This is a genomic window from Bacteroides sp. D55t1_190419_B8, from assembly GCF_015558905.1.
Lineage (GTDB): Bacteria > Bacteroidota > Bacteroidia > Bacteroidales > Bacteroidaceae > Bacteroides > Bacteroides vicugnae.
The window spans coordinates 66102-85732 of record NZ_JADMOU010000009.1 but is presented as its reverse complement, the minus strand read 5'-3'; the positions used below and the strand labels follow the sequence as shown (position 1 = coordinate 85732).

Sequence of the window (19631 nt, the reverse complement as noted above, 5' to 3'; positions counted from 1 at the left end):
TATGGTCGTGAAAAGGAAATTAATGTATATATTCTGGTGTTGGCTGTCATTGATCTTGTTATTCATGGCATGTGATGACATGGAAGACAAACCTTTCACATCAGGCATTATAGGTGATCCGACAGAAACGGGTACCGCTGAATTATATGTATTATGTGAAGGACTGTTCAACCAGAATAACAGCTCATTGGCACGTTTCTCTTTCGGCAATCAACAAATGGTTCGTGATTACTTCAAAGCAGTCAACCACCGGGGATTAGGAGATACAGCCAACGATATGGCTATTTATGGAAGCAAGGTGTATGTCGTAGTCAACATCTCCAGTACAGTAGAAGTGGTAGATTTTCGTACAGGAACCTCATTGAAACAAATTCAGATGCAGGCAGAAAATGGGAGTTCCCGCCAACCACGCTATATCGCTTTTCATAAAGATAAAGCATACGTATGTTCCTATGACGGAACCGTTGCACGTATAGATACAACCTCCCTTTCCATAGATGCCATCACATCAGTGGGACGTAACCCTGACGGCATTTGTGTACAAAACGAAAAGCTATATATTTCCAATTCCGGCGGATTGGATTATTCATCAGGGCTGGGTGTAGATAATACAGTATCCGTTGTCGATATTGCCACATTCAAAGAAAGTAACAAAATTATAGTAGGCCCGAATCCCGGTAAAATAATAGCAGGTCCGGATGAAACCGTCTATGTAGCCACCCGTGGCGAAGATATAGAAGCCGGAGATTATAATTTCGTCAAGATAGACTGCCGGACAAACAAAGTCACTCAATCTAACGAGAAAGTGCAAAACTTCGCCATCGACGGAGATATAGCCTATCTATACAATTACAACTATACCACACAAACTTCTTCTATCAAGATGTTCAATCTGAAAACAGAAGAAACAATCCGTGAGAATTTCATAACCGATGGAACTGTGATAAAGACACCTTACGGTATCAACATCAACCCGTACAGCAACAATGTATATATCACCGAAGCACGCGATTACACCACTTACGGCGACTTACTTTGTTTCAACCAACAAGGACAACTCATGTTCCGCCTGAACAACATCGGACTTAACCCGAATACCATCGCATTCAGTGACAAAGCCTCACAAAGCAATATTGACGATAATGACGATGACACGGAAAACCCTCTGGCTTTCGCCAACAAAGTATGGGAATACCGTCCTGCTCCCGGACAATTTATCAATACTACCACATCAGCATACAAGGATGGATTTACCTACGATGAAATATTGGAAGAAGCAACCCGCAGAATCCGGCAAAAATCGCTTATTACATTAGGAGGATTTGGTGGCTACATTGTTTTAGGATTCCCACAGCCCATTCCGAATGTAACGGGAGAATATGACTTCAAGGTAAGAGGCAATGCTTACTACAATTCCAAAACCGGAACAGGAGAACTGGGAGGAAGTGCCGAACCGGGAATTGTATTCGTATCCAAAGATGCAAACGGTAATGGAAAACCTGATGACGAATGGTATGAACTGAAAGGCAGCGAATACGGGAAAGATACAGAAACCCGAGGATATGAAATAACCTATTTTCGCCCGAACCCAGCCAACCAAAAGGTGCTCTGGAAGGACAATCAAGGCAATGAAGGATATATTCTCCGCAATAGTTTCCACAATCAGGAATCATATTATCCACTTTGGATAGAAGATAATGAAATCACATTCCGGGGAACACGCCTAAAAGACAATGCCGTTCCGGAAAATGGATTATGGGTAGGATATTGTTATCCATGGGGATATGCAGACAACCATCCCAACACCAAGGAAGAAAGTAATTTCAAGATAGATTGGGCTGTGGATGGTAACGGCACACCAGCCGACTTGGATCAAATCGACTTCGTAAAGATTACGACTGCAGTCAACCAGGATGCAGGACAAATGGGTGAAATATCCACCGAAGTCACAACCGTTGAAAACTTACATTTCAAAAAATAATCAACAATTAATTAATAACTAAAATCAGAAAAGAACATGAAGAAATTATCCTTATTATTACTGTTATCAGTATTTGTATTTTGCGGCTGTAGCGATGATGACGATGATGTAAAAGATGATGTAAAAAACGAAGTGGTTGCCAGTTTTGAAAATAAATTAACAAAAGCAGAGAGTGAATTTACTCCCACAGGTGATCAACCAACAGGCTATGATATTCTCGAGACAAGTATCAAAGATAATCAGAATCTAATTGAATGTAATCATTATTATGCAGCATGGGGACTTGCTGGAGGATTTACTTACACCAATAAAACTGACATTACCACTCCCGGATCTGCTAATAGCAGTGCTATTACAGGAAAAGGTAAAAATGGGACAACCTATCTCACTGCATATACCAGTAGCTTTAACACTGCAAAGATTACTAATCTCAAAGGAGAATATGCATTTAAAGGAGCATGGGTTACTAATACAACTTATGCATATCTAGCCATCAAAAACGGAGACGATGGACAAGATCCATCTATGGTAAAGAAATTCGCCAATGGTGACTGGTATAAAATAACAGCTGTTGGTTACAGAGCCAATGACAATGAAATAGGAAGAGTCGATTTCTATCTTGCCGATTTCAGAAACGGAAAAACCGAAATTGTAAACACATGGCAATGGTTTGATTGGAGCAGTATTAAAAATGCTGATTATATTAAATTTGAAATGAGTTCCACTGATAATTCAGAATATGAAGGAGTATCTTATATGAACACTCCTTCTTATTTCTGCCTTGACGGTATTACACTTATCGAGGACTAAACAACCACTGTTCAATTGATATCAATCGGTTATATACTTATTTCTAATCAGCCTATTGATTACCAATAATCAAACTTATAATCATATTCAATCGAATGCATAATTTTAAAGAGCCGGATATTCTTTTAAGGAATCCGGCTCTCTTTATATCTACCTATTACAAATTGATATATTACTAGCCCATGGAGAAGTAATTCCAATAGTCACAACTTACAAAAAGTCATCATATATTTGCTAATCACGCAAATTTTAGCTACATTCGTCGTTCAAAACTATTAAATCTACGACAATGGAATTACCTTTTGCTGAATCATGGAAAATAAAGATGGTAGAACCCATCCGGAAAAGCACACGTGAAGAGCGCGAGCAATGGATTAAAGAAGCACATTATAATGTCTTTCAACTCAAATCAGAACAAGTTTATATAGATCTCATCACCGACTCCGGGACCGGAGCGATGAGCGACCGCCAATGGGCGGGAATGATGCTAGGTGATGAAAGCTATGCCGGAGCGACCTCATTCTTCAAGTTGAAAGAGATGATTACGAAACTAACAGGATTTGAATACATCATACCAACCCATCAGGGACGTGCCGCTGAAAATGTCCTTTTCTCTTATTTGGTACATGAAGGAGACATTGTGCCCGGAAACTCGCATTTTGACACCACCAAAGGACACATTGAGGGACGTCATGCCATCGCATTAGACTGCACCATCGATGCAGCCAAACAAACCCAACTAGAAATACCGTTTAAAGGAAATGTAGACCCTGATAAATTACAGAAAGCCCTCACAGAATACGCAGAACGGATTCCTTTTATCATCGTCACCATCACCAACAATACAGCCGGAGGACAACCCGTCTCCATGCAAAACTTGTACGAAATACGTGCCATTGCCGACAAATATGGCAAACCCGTACTTTTCGACTCTGCACGTTTTGCCGAGAACGCCTACTTCATCAAAATGCGCGAAGAAGGTTACCGAGACAAAACTATCAAAGAAATCACACGGGAAATGTTCTCTCTTGCCGATGGCATGACAATGAGCGCCAAGAAAGACGGAATCGTCAATATGGGCGGATTTATTGCCACGCGGCGTGCAGACTGGTATGAAGGTGCAAAAGGTTTCTGTGTACAATACGAAGGCTATCTCACCTACGGAGGCATGAACGGACGGGATATGAACGCCCTCGCCATCGGACTGGACGAAAACACCGAATTCGACAACCTCGAAACACGTATCAAACAAGTGGAATACCTGGCAAAGAAACTGGATGAATACGGAATCCCTTACCAACGCCCGGCCGGAGGACACGCCATCTTCATTGATGCGCCTAAAGTGCTGACACATGTTCCTCGAGAAGAATTCCCGGCGCAGACGCTAACCATAGAACTTTACCTGGAAGCCGGTATCCGTGGATGCGAAATCGGCTATATCCTTGCCGACCGTGATCCGGTGACCCATGAAAACCGCTTCAACGGTCTTGACCTACTCCGCCTCGCCATTCCCCGCAGAGTATATACCGACAATCACATGAATGTAATAGCTGCCGCCCTCAAAAATGTATATGAACGCAGAGAAAGCATCACTCATGGAGTACGTATCGCCTGGGAAGCTCCCTTAATGAGACACTTCACAGTCCAATTGGAAAGATTATAAACTTGGAGAATATTTGTTCGCGTAAAACAAAAGTGTTCTCCAAGTGTTTATGTTATAATCGAACTTAATACGTAAAAATTATGGCAGAAGATCATAAATTAATAGACAACGAAGAAAAACATCGGTATGAGTTTCAGATCGATGGCAAAATAGCTGAAATAGACTATATCAAATCAAACAATGGAGAAATATACCTTGTACATACCGAAGTACCCGCTTCATTAGGCGGCAAGGGAGTAGGCTCACAACTTGCAGAAAAAGCATTGGCAGACATCGAGCGACAAGGTCTACGCTTGGTACCGCTTTGCCCGTTTGTAGCCGGTTACATTCACAAACATCCGGAATGGAAGCGAATTGTAATGCGTGGTATTCATATTAAATAAATACATATATGGGAAAAAAAATTGAATATACCAATGGTGAACTGACCATTGTGTGGCAGCCTGAATTATGTCAGCATGCCGGAATATGTGTAAAGATGCTACCCAATGTTTATCATCCAAAAGAAAGACCCTGGGTACAAATCGAAAATGCGACAACAGAAGAATTAATTGCACAAATCGGCAAATGTCCGTCAGGAGCATTGAGCTATCGACTTAATAAAAAAGAGAAATAACACACCGAGAAAAGAGCTTCACACACTTCTTCATTCGTTCAATTCAATGTCCACGTCAATACAAAGTCCGGACAGATACGATAACCGACAGAATAAAGTTCTTGCTGCTCCGTAGCCAACTCCTGAACCTGAAACGTCCCCTCCGCTTGAGGAATAAAATGCGTCAACCGGAGTTTACGAAGATCAGCATCCGCATTTTCCATCCGCTTGAAAACAGCTTCCTTTGCCGACCAATGCAATAACAGCCCCCAGGTTATATCTCCCAGATAAGATTCTACTTGCTCGTCAGGACGGATATAACGGTCGGATACCTTGTGAACCCGTTGAGCATATTGTTCAATGTCAATGCCTACCGGAACCGAAGAAGCAAGCATCACCGCCACATAACCTTTCGTATGAGAAATACTGATAAAAAAAGAATGATCTGTGAGATAAGGTTTCCCCTCCGAAGAATAACCGATTTCCTTATCCTCCTGCAACATGGAATACAACAGAACACGAACCGACAACCATTCCATCTTACGACGTTCGGAGACAAAGCGATTCAATTCCTGCTCACAGAAAGCTCTTCGCGCACCGGGCAAAAGAAGCAATAAAGCATCCAAAGACTCTTCCATCTTCCAGACAGCCCACTGTATGCCATTCGTCTTATACTGCAGAAACAACGCCATCTTCCACTTCCTTCGGCAGAATTGTGAACTTAACTTTCAATATACGGCGACTATCCATTTCGAGCACTTCAAACTCATAATTGTGATACGTCACTTTCTCATGCAGCACCGGGAATTCACCTTTAATTTCGAGCAACATACCTGCCAATGTATCTGCATCACCCACCACCTTTTCAAATTCGTCTTCGTCTACTTTTGCAATCTTATAGAAATCCGTCAACTGCGTTTTCGCTTCAAATATCCAAGTATGGTCATTCAAAACAACGTATGTACGCTCTTCATCATCGTATTCGTCGTGAATTTCCCCTACAATCTCTTCGATAATATCCTCCATCGTTACCAGTCCGGAAGTTCCTCCAAACTCATCCACAACGATAGCAATATGAATCTTATTCGCCTGGAAGTCACGTAGCAAATCATCAATCATCTTCGTCTCCGGCACAAAATAAGCCGGGCGAATCAATGACTGCCAACGGAAATTATCCCCCTTATTGACATGAGGCAGAAGATCTTTAATATACAGCACCCCCTTGATATTATCCCGTGAACCGGAATAGATAGGAATACGTGAATAAGCATTTTCAATGATACACAGCATCACCTCCTTGAAAGACGTACGGATATCCAAATCGACCATATCCAGGCGTGATGTCATCACCTCCTTCACGGTTTCCCCACCGAAACGGATAATGCCCTCCAGAATATTATTCTCTTCAGAAAGCTCCGCTTTATCCGTCAGTTCCAACGCGTGCGACAGTTCATCCACAGAAATATTGTGACTCTTCTTAGCAAAATGCTTATTCAGAAAAATTGTCGAACGCACAAGCACAGTAGCTATCGGACGGAATACCTTCTCCAGAAAGTAAATTCCCGGTGCCGAAAAACGGCAAAAGGCTAATGTTTTCTGTGCCGAATAGATCTTTGGCATAATTTCACCGAACAACAACAGCAGGAAAGTCAGGATGACGGTCAGTATCAGGAACTCTGCCAATGGAGAATGGAAGACAAACACATTCATAAAGAAGAAGTTGCAGAGCATGATAATGGTCACATTCACAAAATTGTTCGTAATCAATATCGTTGCCAAGAGGCGTTCTGAATCACCCAACAGGGCACTTATTTTTTCATCGGAAGGATGATTGTGTTCATCAATATCATTCCGGTCGGAAGGAGTAAGTGAGAAAAAAGCTATTTCGGAAGCCGAAGCAAAGCCGGAAGCAAGCAGGAGCACACCTGCCAGCACTATGGCAATAATAGCAGAGATAGAAGGAGTGTTTACGGTAATACCGTTGAAAATGTCAGCCAACTGGCTTAAATAACCATCTGAGTCCAAAGAGTTTATATTTTAGTTAAACAAAAGATAATGTGCCAATGAGTTAGAAAAAATCGATTGGCACACTATCACATTATTTAGAACGGCAAATCATCTGCCGGATTATCTTGTACAGGTTGCGCCTGCGACTGCTGCGTTTGTTGCGGCTGGCCGGCAACCGGTTGTTGCTGCTGTCCCGTAGCAGGCTGTCCGGAAGCAGAAGCTCCCGCACCCGGATTGGCTCCTTTCGGAGACAACATTTCCATATTATCCACATAAATTTCAGTGATATAGCGCATAGCACCCGACTGGTCGCTGTAAGAACGCGTTCTTATCTTCCCTTCCAGATATAGTTTGTCACCTTTGTGCACATATTTATCTACAATCTCCGCCAAACGGTTAGATGCAACGATATTATGCCATTCTGTTCTTTCGGGAATCTGGGTTCCATTAGCCAACGTATATCCACGATCCGTCGTAGCCAATGGGAAAGTTGCCACTGCCGAACCTGTATCGAAGTATTTCACCCGAGGATCTTGTCCTACGTTTCCTATCAATATCACTCTATTTACTGACATATCTGTATCAAGTTTATGATTCTTTAAATTAAATCCGCTGCCAAAATTAAACAGAATAACAATAGGATGCAAGAATTTTAAGTATTAAAGTTTTAAGTATTAGGCTGTGCCATAAACTGGATGGTTAATACTTAATACCTAATACTTAATACTTGATTAAGTTTTGTACCAGCTTTGAAATAGCGTACTGCTCCAGTTCCTCTACTTTTATTTTCTGGAAATTACCGAAAGAAGTCAAATTTTCAGAGATTGTTACTTCATACAGATTAGCATAAATCACCCGGTGAGACAACACATGCTTCACTTCCCTGCAAACAGAACGCACCACCGGCACTTCCCCCGACGCAAAGAATGCACGGAATTCCGGCAAAGCAAGAAACTCTTCCTCCGAAAGAGCCGTCGGAGTTTCTATCAATGGCAATTCGAACAAATTCTTCCAAATATCATTTCCTGTTCGTTTATTTATAAAGGTATACGCGCCCGCACGTACATAAATATAATTGAAGTAACGGTTGGTAGTCTTTGTTTTGTGCTGTTTCACCGGAAGCTTTGTCACCAACCCCTTCGAAAGTGCCGAACAACCGCCTGCCAACGGACAGAACAAACAGTTGGGCGACTGCGGAGTACACTGAATTGCTCCGAAATCCATTATCCCCTGATTATAAACAGCCGGATGCTTTTTATCCAACATCTCGTCTGCCAATGCTGCAAAAAGTTTCTTTCCCTCCGTCGAATCAATCGGAGTATCTATACCGAAATAACGTGAAAGCACCCGATACACATTGCCATCCACCACCGCATAGGGCATGCCGTAAGCAAACGAACAGATAGCCGCCGCCGTGTACTCCCCCACTCCTTTCAGAGCCAGCACTTCCGGATATGTTTTCGGGAAAACACCATTCATGCTTTTGGCGGCGGCATGAAGATTGCGGGCACGCGAATAATACCCCAACCCCTGCCAATACTTCATCACCTCATCCTCATCCGCAGCGGCCAAAGTCTGTACATCGGGAAAACGCTTGATAAAGCGAAGAAAATAATCATACCCCTGCGCCACCCGCGTCTGTTGAAGAATAATCTCCGAAATCCAGATCAAATACGGATCGGCAGACTCCCTCCAAGGCAATTCACGTTTATTCTCTTCATACCACTCTACAATCGTTTTCGTAAACTCGTTCATATCCTCTCTACTAATGTATTATCTAACATTTATCTTGTATATCCTACTCAAAAGGCACACAAAAGTAACTCTTTTAGCTCTAAGAAAACCCTATGCCACTATTTTTTTAGAAAAATGTGCAGAATATATTTTTTTAGGAGCTTAAAAAGCTATATATTTGCAGTCCAAAAAATTAGCAATAACATAGTAATAATATTTTTTTTAAGGAAAAATGACTAAAGCAGATATTGTAAACGAGATTACAAAGAAAACTGGGATTGACAAGCAGACAGTTCTTACAACAGTTGAAGCATTTATGGATGCAGTAAAGGATTCGCTGTCTAATGATGAGAATGTATACCTGCGTGGGTTTGGTAGTTTCGTAGTAAAGAAAAGAGCACAGAAGACTGCTCGCAACATTTCTAAAAATACTACGATTATTATTCCGGAGCACAACATTCCGGCTTTCAAACCGGCTAAGACATTTACAATTTCAGTAAAGAAATAATAAACAAGAGTATTAACCCATAAAATGTGAAGCTATGCCAAGCGGAAAAAAGAAAAAAAGACATAAAATGTCTACGCACAAGCGTAAAAAAAGACTAAGAAAGAACAGACATAAAAGCAAAAAATAATTTTTAAGTCTGGATCACACAGAAATAAAGAACAAACTTGCGAAGCCAATGTCTTTCAAGTTTGTTCTTTGTTTAAGTAGCTAACCCAAAATGAACATTTTGTAAAAAAAGTTGTTCATATAAATGAGATTCAATCAATAATAAGGAAACAAACAGTGACAAGTGAACTAGTAGTTGACGTACAGCCCAAAGAGGTCTCCATCGCCCTTCTCGAAGATAAGAGCCTGGTGGAACTTCAAAGCGAAGGAAGAAATATTTCTTTCTCTGTGGGCAATATGTATTTGGGACGTATCAAGAAATTGATGCCCGGACTCAATGCATGCTTTGTAGACGTCGGTTACGAGAAAGACGCTTTCCTTCATTATCTGGACTTGGGTCCTCAATTTAACTCACTCGAAAAGTTTGTAAAGCAGACTTTAAGCGACAAAAAGAAGCTGACCTCCATCAGCAAAGCAACCCTGCTTCCCGACCTTGACAAGGATGGAACTGTATCCAACACACTCAAGGTAGGACAAGAAGTAGTGGTGCAAATCGTTAAGGAACCGATCTCCACTAAGGGGCCGCGACTGACGTCCGAAATTTCGTTTGCCGGACGCTATCTCGTACTGATCCCTTTCAATGATAAGGTTTCGGTATCGCAAAAAATTAAATCGAGCGAAGAACGCGCCCGCCTGAAACAGCTGCTGATGAGCATCAAGCCGAAAAACTTCGGTGTCATTGTCCGCACGGTAGCCGAAGGCAAACGCGTAGCCGAACTCGACGGAGAGCTTAAAGTCTTGGTTAAGCATTGGGAAGATGCGATGGTAAAAGTACAAAAAGCCACCAAGTACCCGACGTTGATTTATGAAGAAACCAGCCGCGCCGTAGGTTTGTTGCGCGACCTCTTCAACCCATCATTTGAGAATATTCACGTCAACGACGAGGCTGTGTACAATGAAATTAAAGATTACGTATCACTGATTGCGCCCGACCGGGCTAATATCGTGAAACTGTACAAAGGCCAACTTCCCATTTACGACAATTTCGGTATCACCAAGCAGATTAAATCATCGTTTGGTAAAACAATCTCTTACAAGAGTGGTGCCTATCTGATTATTGAGCACACTGAGGCGCTTCACGTAGTAGACGTGAACAGCGGCAACCGCACCAAGAATGCCAACGGGCAGGAAGGTAACGCACTCGAAGTAAATCTGGGAGCCGCCGACGAGCTGGCCCGCCAACTGCGATTAAGAGATATGGGTGGTATCATTGTCGTCGACTTCATTGATATGAATGAAGCCGAAAACCGTCAAAAGCTTTATGAACGAATGTGTGCCAATATGCAGAAAGACAGGGCACGGCATAATATTCTGCCGCTTAGCAAATTCGGGCTAATGCAGATTACACGCCAACGTGTGCGTCCGGCAATGGACGTCAACACGACCGAAATCTGTCCTACTTGCTTCGGCAAAGGCACCATCAAATCGTCCATTCTCTTTACGGACACTTTGGAGAGTAAAATTGATTACCTGGTCAATAAACTGAAGGTTAAGAAATTCTCGTTACACGTCCATCCGTATGTTGCCGCCTACATCAATCAGGGACTCGTTTCCCTGAAACGGAAGTGGCAAATGAAATATGGATTCGGTATTAAGATTATTCCAAGTCAGAAACTCGCATTCCTGCAATATGTGTTCTATGATACACATGGAGAGGAAATCGATATGAAGGAAGAAATCGAAATCAAATAGACAGAAAAGGCGGCTCGTTAGGTACGGGTCGCCTTTTTGTTTATTCTATTTTTCTTCAACTTCAACTATCCATTTCTCAATATTCCGCATCTTAGCACTAAAGTTTACGCCAATCTTAAAGAGTTTACGACTGTCGCGGTCGAACGGTTGTGCATAGTGCCCTGCACTTGTATGATACTCCGCCTTGACATAGAACGAACTTGAAAACAATGAAGAGGACATTCTGATAATGCAATTCCTGATCGCTAATACCACAGATTATCAACATATTGGTTTCGCATCGAGATGTCATCCAAATTATTCAAATCACTGAATACACTGATCTTACCAAATTTAGTTACTCCTGTCAGCATACCGAATTTAATATATCCATCCTTTGTTTTTCAACTAAAGAAAACGCAAAACTTTATATGAAAGTTTCTACGACATAAAACAGAGGTCACTTCTAACCATGAACGTAATCGACCTCCTCGGCTTCTTTATGGTTATACCCTAAATGCTTATCAGATTCGTCACTCAAGATTAAAGAATTCTCTGATTATGATAAGGATATAATTACATATCACAAAGACAGACAAAGCTAACTACATTTATCCAATTTTGGTTATCTTTGTACAATCTCTAAAACAGAGAAATATTGAAATCATATAACAGAAAATTATATTTTAGCCATGTATACGCCTCCTTTCACTATATCTTCTCATGCTATTCATCTCATAGCCAATATATCCGCACAAGTGGAGCGATATGCTATCCGTATGGAACAAGAAGATTCTCTGTTGTTACGAAAGATCAATCGGATAAAAACGATTCAAGGCTCACTTGCTATAGAAGGAAATACATTGTCGGAAAGCCAAATTACAGATATTATTGAGGGAAGACACATCGTTGCCCCTATTCGTGAGATACAGGAAGTGCGAAATGCCATTAAAACATATAACTTATATCACACTTTCAATCCATATTCAGTGGATGATTTACTGAAAGCTCACCAAGTGATGATGGAAGCATTAGTAGATAATGCCGGACGTTTCCGCCAAGGAGGAGTTGGAGTATTTGCTGGCAAACAACTGATTCACATGGCTCCGCCTGCCGACCGTGTACCTTATCTTATCAATGATTTATTTGAATGGTTACAGCAATCGGACGATCATCTACTGATAAAAAGCTGCGTATTTCATTACGAATTTGAATTTATTCACCCATTTAGTGATGGAAATGGAAGAATAGGACGATTGTGGCAATCACTCATATTAGGTAAACTTCATCCTATATTCGAACATTTACCTGTAGAAAATATGGTATTTGCCAATCAACAAGCATATTATAATGCCATAAATAAGAGTACTGAAGCAGTAGATAGCGGAATATTTATTGATTTCATGCTACAGGAAATCTATGAGACTCTTAAAAAGCGCCAAGGAGAACCTGTTATACCGACAAAGAATGTCGGTATAAATGTCGGTATAAATGTCGGTATAAACGAGCTAAAAGTTGTGGAACTTTTAAGAAAGAACAATCAAACTACAGCTAAAGAAGCAGCCGAGTTTTTAGAAATCAGCATTCGACATAGTGAACGCCTATTCACTTCACTTAAACAGAATGGAGTTATTCAACGAATAGGGTCTAACAAAACTGGCTATTGGAAAATTAATGAAGATGTTCTCATTTAATTAAATGCTTTTCATACTTTTGCGAAAAATTAAACCAACAAACAAGTTTGATTTATCAATTAAAAACCGTAAAAAAATAAAAGAAGAAAAAGCAGTCACAGATGACTACATTATCAATGGTTTCAAACCATTCTCCCAGTTTGCAATGAAATATTTTCCGTGTCCTTCGAACGTTACCACATCCAGAAAAAGAATGCGTGACAAGATTGACCAAGACCTATCACGCATTTTCGCCCTGAAGTCTGCCGGATACACCGAACACATCACCTACCTGACACCGAAAATGCAGGAGATCATCATGCAATGCTGGGGACCTCCGAAAATTGTAGTACCCGTCCACCCAAATGGTCCCGAAGAAATGAAACATTAATCTTCAAAAAATGGAAGATCGAACTATATATTTTTAAATATATGTTTTATTATTTATATATTTATAATAATCAGGGTTGTGTTTCAAGGGGGCTTTTTTAGGCAGCTGTAACCGTCTGCCAGATAGCGAGTTATCTACTTCAGGAGACTGTTCCACTATGCGTTCGGCAAAAAGACGCTTTTTTACCCCCCTAAATGGAGGCTCCAAACCTATGAGAAAGAGCCTCCGTTTGATACATTCAAAGCCTCTGTTTCAGGCAAACAGAACCTCTGTTTTTGTCTTCAGTTCTTTCTATCGAGTCCGTAATACGGATGAAATGAACAGATTGAAGCCTTCACGTAGCAATTTAGAACCGAAACCATAAGAACGTATACCAAAGAGGGGAAAATGAAAAATCACCCCTACCACAGCATTGAATGCGGTAAGGATGATTTCATAAACTCAAAGTTTTTCTATTGGCCTCTTCTTTTTTTATTTAACCTCGAATGCAGCGTCAATCAATGCTTTCAAGTTCAGATAATGACTTTTGTATATTCCGCTAGAAGCATTTGCAGCATTGGTCAATTCTCTTCTAAGATCAGTCAACTGTCCGCGTGCTATTGTCGGTGCTTCGGAGGGAGAATCAGACATATAGGCAAAAAGTGCGGCATTCGTTCCGGAGTTTTTCGGTTTTTCGAGCATTACAACCAATGAATTGACATAAGTTTTCTGCAAACCACGTTGAGCGAGGTCGGGTCTTTTACCTCCCCTAAGGTCGCTCCAGATACTTTTCTTCAAGTCGAGGAACATCTCATTGGCAGTATAGGCTTTGTTTCCGTTCATCAACTCATTAGCAGTCATCTTATCAATCGTACGACTACTAATCAGCTGTTTCAGAATATTACTTTGTATACGAAAAACCTGATTGAATGTGTTTGCTCTGGTTTTCTCTGTCAGCTTGTTGTCCATCAGCCAAGTGGGCGTAGTGAACAGTTCCTTGTTCAAGAATGCCACTGCTTTCTTCTGAACATCTTTCGGTACATACATCGCTTTCACCTCAGTCTGCTCCACTGAAATGGGAGTGCTGTAGATACCGCCAACGTTAGTTGCCACATGTCCCATGTACAAATAGAATTGTCCTGTCACGTTACTATATAAAGCACTTGCTTTCCCGTAGCCTTCATTCGGTTCATACGTCCAGTTCATGATTTCGGGCATCACGCGTTTCAGATTCTTGATACCATATGCACTTGCCAGCATCGCATCATCTCCCAAGTCTTCATTCTGGTTACGGGGATCGTCTCTATCACTTTCCGTGCCGAATGTATAACGTTTATCCTCTTTCAGTTTGCTGATAATCCATTTATTCATATGCGGAATTTCAGCCTCTGCCGTTTCAAATTCGGGTAACCAGCGGTAGCCCCATTCAATGGCCCATTTATCGTACATGCCGATACGAGGGAAGATGCCGGTACGCGAAATGCTATCCTCCGGTTGGGCTACGTAGTTAAAGCGTGCATAGTCCATGATAGATGGAGTATGTCCGTTGGCTTCCACCCAAGCTTTGTCTCTCAATTTTTCTACGGGAACGGTAGCGGAAGAGCCGAAGTTATGACGCAATCCTAACGTGTGGCCCACTTCATGCGAAGACACAAAACGAATCAATTCACCCATCAGTTCATCGTCAAACTGTGGTTTGCGGGCTCCCGGATCAATAGCACCAGCCTGCACGATGTACCAGTTGTAGAGCAGACTCATTACATTGTGATACCAATTGATATGTGTTTCAAGAATCTCACCGCTACGAGGGTCGTGCACATGAGGTCCGCTTGCGTTCGGGATATCCGATGGTTTGTATACGATGGCTGAATGACGCGCGTCTTCCAGACTCCAGGTAGGATCGTTTGTCGGAGCTTCTTTACCGATAATAGCATTTTTGAATCCGGCTTTTTCGAAAGCTGCCTGCCAGTCGTTGACTCCTTGAATGAGGTAAGGAACCCACTTTTTAGGAGTGGCCGGATCGATATAAATCACGATCGGATTCTTCGGTTCCACTAATTCTCCACGCAGGTATTTCTCCTTGTCTTCGTCTTTCGGTTCAAGACGCCAACGGGTGATGTTGGCTTTGTATTTCACACCATGGGGATTTTCGTCGAAGTCTTTATAGCCGACAGCGAAATAACCTACTCTACTATCAAACAATCTTGGCTTCATGGGCTCTTTAGGTAACAATAACAGTGAACTGTTCAGTTCGTAAGTCATCGGGCCGGTAGAACTATAATAAGCAGCCATCATTTTCTCAATAGCGCTTCCCATAGGTGATTTCCGTTGGAAAGTACGCACGGTGCGAACTTCGATATTTTGCGGGAAAGCTTTCAAAGTATCGATATAGCTGGCTTCGGCTATCATTGAAGTGGCTCCGATATTATCTTTCATCTTACTGGAGAATGAGAACATTTCATTATCCTTACGGATAAAGTCGGTCATTTCGATAACATAGTTCTTTGTTCCGTTTTCCCTACGGATGGTTTTCAACGGGAAAGTAGCCACAATAGGCTGCACGTTAGAATTCAGCACTGCCTGATAGAGACCAAGCGTATCTGCAGAATGCTCCAGGTAGGAGATCTGACGCACAAACAACTTATTATCGGGTCCAATTTCAAAGCGGATGACCTCATCACTGATATGGTCACCCGGATAGCCAGCTTTACGTTTCTGTTTGTCCACCGGTGCTTTTACGATTCTGTTGACTATCAGGACATCACGACCCAACAAAGAATCAGCTATCTCGAAATAGTATTTTCCCTCTACATTGTGCACCTTGAAGAAACCGTTCATCGTCTTGGCTTTATCGGTGATAACCTTGCCATAGGGTTGCAGAGGATTTTTTTTGCTTTTGCTATAGAGTCGGCTTTCGCTTTATCCACAGCCTCTGTTGTGCCTTTCTTTTTCTTCTTCTTTTTAAAGAGGTCTGTCGACTGTGCTCCGGCAGTTGGAATCAATACTGCCAGAAGCAACAAAAGTGTAGTTCGTTTTCTCATGCAATGTCTTTTAAAATATTAGTTGAAATGCAAAGTTAACAATTCGCATGAGCTAACCAAATGATACTATGCTATTTTTATAAAGCCAGATGATAAATTTCTTTACTATCTTTCTTTGTCAGCTTGACATAATTGCCTACCAATTCGCCTTTATTCCGGTGCAGACTATCTGTAAGGCGGTCAATGTCAGGATTCTCAATGCCAAGTTCTTTGAAGGTCACAGGCAGGCCGATGGAAGTAAAGAAGGATTTCAGGCGGGAAATTCCTTCAAGGGCCACCGCCTTTTTATCGTCAGATTCTGCCACTCCCCACACCCGGATAGCGTATTGGGCTATCTTATCCACATTGTGTTCTGTCATCCATGTCATCCAGGCAGGGAAGATTACGGAAAGTCCGGCGCCATGAGTTACATTGTAAATAGCACTGATTTCATGTTCAAGGAAGTGGGAAGCCCAGTCCTCTTCACAACCTACACCACAGGTTCCGTTATGGGCAATGGTTCCACTCCACATCAGATTGGCACGGGCTCCGTAGTTTTCAGGTTCTTTCATGACGGTGGTTGCTTCTTTGATGATGGCAAGCAGTGTGCCTTCGCACAGACGGTCGCCTATCTCTACATCTTTCGTGTTGGTGAAATAGCGTTCCATGATGTGTGCCATCATATCAGCAATGCCGCAGGCGGTTTGGAAAGGAGGAAGTGTGTAGGTCAGTTCGGGGTTCATTACGGCGAAAACAGGACGCAGTACACCGGGAGCACGGAGGCTTAATTTCTGTAAGCCATCGACTTTCGTGATGACGGTGTTACCGGAACCCTCGCTTCCGGCAGCAGGAATCGTTAACACAACGGCTACTTTCAATGCTTTCGTCACAATGGCTTTTCCGATGTAGAAGTCCCAGAAATCTCCGTCATAAGGAACTCCGGCTGCAATAGCTTTCGCCGTATCAATCACAGAGCCGCCACCAACGGCGAGCATCATATCTACGTTCTCTTTCCGGCAGAGGTCGATTCCTTCATATACTTTCGTGTCTATCGGGTTAGGCTGTACACCGCCCAGCATACAATAGGGAATCCCTGCTTCCTGCAATGATTTCTCAACACGAGCCAATAATCCGCTGCGTATCACAGAGCCACCGCCATAGACAATCATTATTTTGCGTGCGCCATATTTCTGCACTAATGCTCCGGTTTGCGCTTCCGTGTCCCGTCCGAATACAAATTCGGTAGGGCTGTAAAAGATAAAATTATTCATTGTCGCTTTCTTTATAGGTCTTTTTATATAGATCCTTTATAAGTCAGACAAAGTTATAAATTTAAGCAGAATATTTTTCTTTTGATTGTTTAAAGTTTCCTACTTTCATCAGTGCAAGTCCGATAACAATCCAGACCATTTCACGCACCCGGGTAATCAAAGCGGCATAGACACCGTAGGCTCCGGAAAGGGAAAGTCCACCTACGGCAAGGGCAAAGCCGCCTTCACGACCTCCCAGTTGCATGGGCAGGAAAAACAGCAGGTTGGCAAGAAGAGAAGAGAAAGCTGCAATCAGGCAGCAGTCGGCAAAGCTGACGTTAGTGGTCAGCACATTCAGTATCAGCCAGATTTCAAGACAGCTGACTACACGGGCGGTATATTCCAATAAGAGGGCACTATAAAATGTTTGTTTCTTTTGCTGATGGAGAAGTGCGATTTGTTTGTCTATATTCTCCAGTTTCTCTTTATGTGCACTTGCAAAATGAACGACTTTCTTTTTCAGGAAAGGAATACGGCTACCCATGCGGACAAAAGCTACTGCCATCCCATGCCGGTAGCCTTTGATGAAAAGAATAACGATCAGTAGGCAAAAGAGGGTTATAGCTCCCAGGATCATTCCCATCACCCACCCCACCGGGTACAGGCAGACATAAAGCAAGACTGAACTCAACCAAAAGCAAAAGTGGGAAAAGATGTGCATCATCACGTAAAGAATCACGGAAGAGGTGGCGCGTTCGATTCCTATATAGGGTTTCAGTTCCATAATGCGGTATGGCTCACCGCCCATCAGTCCGACGGGAGTCACGTAATTGAGTGCAAATCCCGTCACGGTGAATTTGTAGAGCCGGGCAAATGAAAAGCCGGTTTTACCGCTGCTACGAATTATTATATACCACGATACCGTATTAATCAGGTAGACGAACAGCCACAGCAACAAGACCAAAGGTAAATATATCCCCGCACGTTTCAGATTCATCCAAAGCTCCTGATAATCCATATCGAAAGTGAATATCATAATCAGGACGGCAATAATACCAAAGGCGAGGAATATATTACGATATTTGTTCTTCACTGTTTCTTGTATGACTTAGTACGATTTATTCCAATACGGAGATAGATCTACTTTATATATGCATAATATCTTTCGAAGAATCTTTTGAATGCCGGAATTTTCATCAATACATATTCGAATACCAGCCAGCCGATCAACGCGCAAGAGATACCGAGTAATACATCAATGATATAATGATGGCATGAATAAATGGCTGTTCCCCAAATACCTACCATAATAATAGAGAAAAGGGTAATCACATACCATCTGCATTTACCGATAATGGCGTACACTAATGCAACTACCATATAGGCCGCGTGCAGTGAAGGTACTGCCGCAAAGACGTTTGCATTGCGTCCATAGATCGAATCGAAGATGGTCACTCCGAAGAAAGCATCAAAGCGTCCCAATCCTGCTACATTGCCGGGTGTGTTAAGTATCGGTTCGAAACCGTAGTTGATAGCATACCAGGGCGGAGCTGCCGGATGGATATAATAACCGGCAAAGCCGATCAGGTTGACGAATAAGAATACCAATGCAAAGCGAAGGTAGGTTTTTCTTTCCTTCTTGAAATACAGGCAAAGCCCGAACAGGATAGGAACAGGAACCCAGCAAAGGTAGAAAATTCCGGCAAAGACGTCTGCTATCGGCCAGTTGTGTGCAGCGAAGTATTCGCAAGGGGTAACCAAAAGGCCATTATCCATCACTCCGAAGAGGGACTTTTCGAGATTATACAGTCCGGCTACGTCAATCGGGTTCACTTCGTAGTTGGGGCAAATACGCATCCAGTCATACGAAATTCCAAAAATAGCGAAAGGCAACAGAGCTACCGCCAACTTACGAGTAGGCAATCCGGCAAAAAATAAAACTAAATAGAGTACCGCCATTAACAGGTGCTCGGAACGAAGTCCGATGAAGATACCTGTCAGCAAAAGGAAAAGAGCCATAATGACTGTCACAGTCAGGGCTTCTCTCTTCGACGGCATTTGAATATTCTTTATCATCATAACGTTTTGATTAGACAACTAGACTATTTACTATTGGACTATTTACGATGTACTATTTAGGATGTACGATGTAAATAGTAAATAGTAAATAGTAAATCGTCCAAT

Annotated in this window: 16 protein-coding genes and 2 pseudogenes; 9 read left to right on the top strand and 9 right to left on the bottom strand. The window is 42.2% G+C overall.

Annotation, left to right across the window (positions count from 1 at the left end; translation table 11 throughout):
• Position 1 precedes the first annotated feature (1 nt).
• The 5 genes from I2I13_RS10440 (at position 2) to I2I13_RS10420 (ending at position 5070) form a co-directional block, all read left to right on the top strand.
• A complete protein-coding gene (locus I2I13_RS10440; protein WP_229128614.1) occupies positions 2 to 1981 on the top strand; it encodes a YncE family protein in 1980 nt (659 codons plus the stop codon).
• Positions 1982 to 2017: 36 nt separating this feature from the next.
• Positions 2018 to 2791, top strand: a complete 774-nt coding sequence (locus tag I2I13_RS10435) for a DUF4465 domain-containing protein (RefSeq protein ID WP_195649439.1) — start codon at positions 2018 to 2020, stop codon at positions 2789 to 2791.
• Between the two features lie 289 nt (positions 2792 to 3080).
• On the top strand, positions 3081 to 4454 hold the full coding sequence (locus I2I13_RS10430; RefSeq protein ID WP_148364850.1) for a tryptophanase: 1374 nt from the start codon (positions 3081 to 3083) through the stop codon (positions 4452 to 4454).
• 80 nt (positions 4455 to 4534) lie between these two features.
• The gene (locus I2I13_RS10425; RefSeq protein WP_148364849.1) at positions 4535 to 4837 is read left to right on the top strand and encodes a GNAT family N-acetyltransferase; all 303 of its coding nucleotides are present in this window, start codon (positions 4535 to 4537) and stop codon (positions 4835 to 4837) included.
• An 8-nt stretch (positions 4838 to 4845) separates the two neighbouring features.
• Positions 4846 to 5070, top strand: a complete 225-nt coding sequence (locus I2I13_RS10420) for a (4Fe-4S)-binding protein (RefSeq protein ID WP_004300640.1) — start codon at positions 4846 to 4848, stop codon at positions 5068 to 5070.
• Positions 5071 to 5108: 38 nt separating this feature from the next.
• Here the strand turns inward: I2I13_RS10420 and I2I13_RS10415 are convergent, their stop codons facing one another.
• From I2I13_RS10415 to mutY, 4 genes are all read right to left on the bottom strand, one after another.
• Positions 5109 to 5741: a 4'-phosphopantetheinyl transferase family protein gene (locus I2I13_RS10415; RefSeq protein WP_195649438.1), complete on the bottom strand. Its 633-nt coding sequence runs from the start codon at positions 5739 to 5741 to the stop codon at positions 5109 to 5111.
• The gene (locus I2I13_RS10410) at positions 5719 to 7074 is read right to left on the bottom strand and encodes a gliding motility-associated protein GldE (RefSeq protein ID WP_195649437.1); all 1356 of its coding nucleotides are present in this window, start codon (positions 7072 to 7074) and stop codon (positions 5719 to 5721) included. The genes I2I13_RS10415 and I2I13_RS10410 overlap by 23 nt, the downstream gene beginning before the upstream one ends.
• Positions 7075 to 7151: 77 nt before the next feature.
• A complete protein-coding gene (locus I2I13_RS10405; protein WP_195649436.1) occupies positions 7152 to 7631 on the bottom strand; it encodes a single-stranded DNA-binding protein in 480 nt (159 codons plus the stop codon).
• 145 nt (positions 7632 to 7776) lie between these two features.
• Positions 7777 to 8811, bottom strand: a complete 1035-nt coding sequence (mutY, locus tag I2I13_RS10400; RefSeq protein WP_148364846.1) for an A/G-specific adenine glycosylase — start codon at positions 8809 to 8811, stop codon at positions 7777 to 7779.
• Between the two features lie 211 nt (positions 8812 to 9022).
• Here mutY and I2I13_RS10395 point away from each other — a divergent pair, with 211 nt between their 5' ends.
• Positions 9023 to 9298 carry an HU family DNA-binding protein gene (locus tag I2I13_RS10395; protein WP_004300646.1) on the top strand — a complete coding sequence of 92 codons (276 nt, stop codon included), beginning with the start codon at positions 9023 to 9025 and terminating at the stop codon, positions 9296 to 9298.
• 282 nt (positions 9299 to 9580) lie between these two features.
• Positions 9581 to 11155 carry an Rne/Rng family ribonuclease gene (locus tag I2I13_RS10390; RefSeq protein WP_148364845.1) on the top strand — a complete coding sequence of 525 codons (1575 nt, stop codon included), beginning with the start codon at positions 9581 to 9583 and terminating at the stop codon, positions 11153 to 11155.
• Between the two features lie 229 nt (positions 11156 to 11384).
• Here I2I13_RS10390 and I2I13_RS10380 read toward each other — a convergent pair.
• Positions 11385 to 11538: pseudogene (locus I2I13_RS10380) on the bottom strand (AAA family ATPase); the annotation flags it as partial.
• 288 nt (positions 11539 to 11826) lie between these two features.
• On the opposite strand from I2I13_RS10380, the gene I2I13_RS10375 reads away from it, so the two are divergent.
• On the top strand, positions 11827 to 12828 hold the full coding sequence (locus tag I2I13_RS10375; protein WP_195649434.1) for a Fic family protein: 1002 nt from the start codon (positions 11827 to 11829) through the stop codon (positions 12826 to 12828).
• Positions 12829 to 12832: 4 nt separating this feature from the next.
• Positions 12833 to 13198: a DUF4248 domain-containing protein gene (locus tag I2I13_RS24640; RefSeq protein ID WP_195649433.1), complete on the top strand. Its 366-nt coding sequence runs from the start codon at positions 12833 to 12835 to the stop codon at positions 13196 to 13198.
• A 471-nt stretch (positions 13199 to 13669) separates the two neighbouring features.
• Here the strand turns inward: I2I13_RS24640 and I2I13_RS10365 are convergent.
• The 4 genes and pseudogenes from I2I13_RS10365 to I2I13_RS10350 form a co-directional block, all read right to left on the bottom strand.
• Positions 13670 to 16218: pseudogene (locus I2I13_RS10365) on the bottom strand (zinc-dependent metalloprotease).
• 77 nt (positions 16219 to 16295) lie between these two features.
• On the bottom strand, positions 16296 to 17468 hold the full coding sequence (locus tag I2I13_RS10360; RefSeq protein WP_195649432.1) for an iron-containing alcohol dehydrogenase: 1173 nt from the start codon (positions 17466 to 17468) through the stop codon (positions 16296 to 16298).
• Between the two features lie 61 nt (positions 17469 to 17529).
• Positions 17530 to 18540, bottom strand: coding sequence for a lysylphosphatidylglycerol synthase transmembrane domain-containing protein (locus I2I13_RS10355; protein WP_195649431.1), 1011 nt, complete (start codon positions 18538 to 18540; stop codon positions 17530 to 17532).
• 47 nt (positions 18541 to 18587) lie between these two features.
• Positions 18588 to 19505 (bottom strand): phosphatase PAP2 family protein, encoded by a 918-nt coding sequence (locus I2I13_RS10350; RefSeq protein ID WP_148365007.1) that lies wholly within the window; start codon positions 19503 to 19505, stop codon positions 18588 to 18590.
• Positions 19506 to 19631 lie beyond the last annotated feature (126 nt).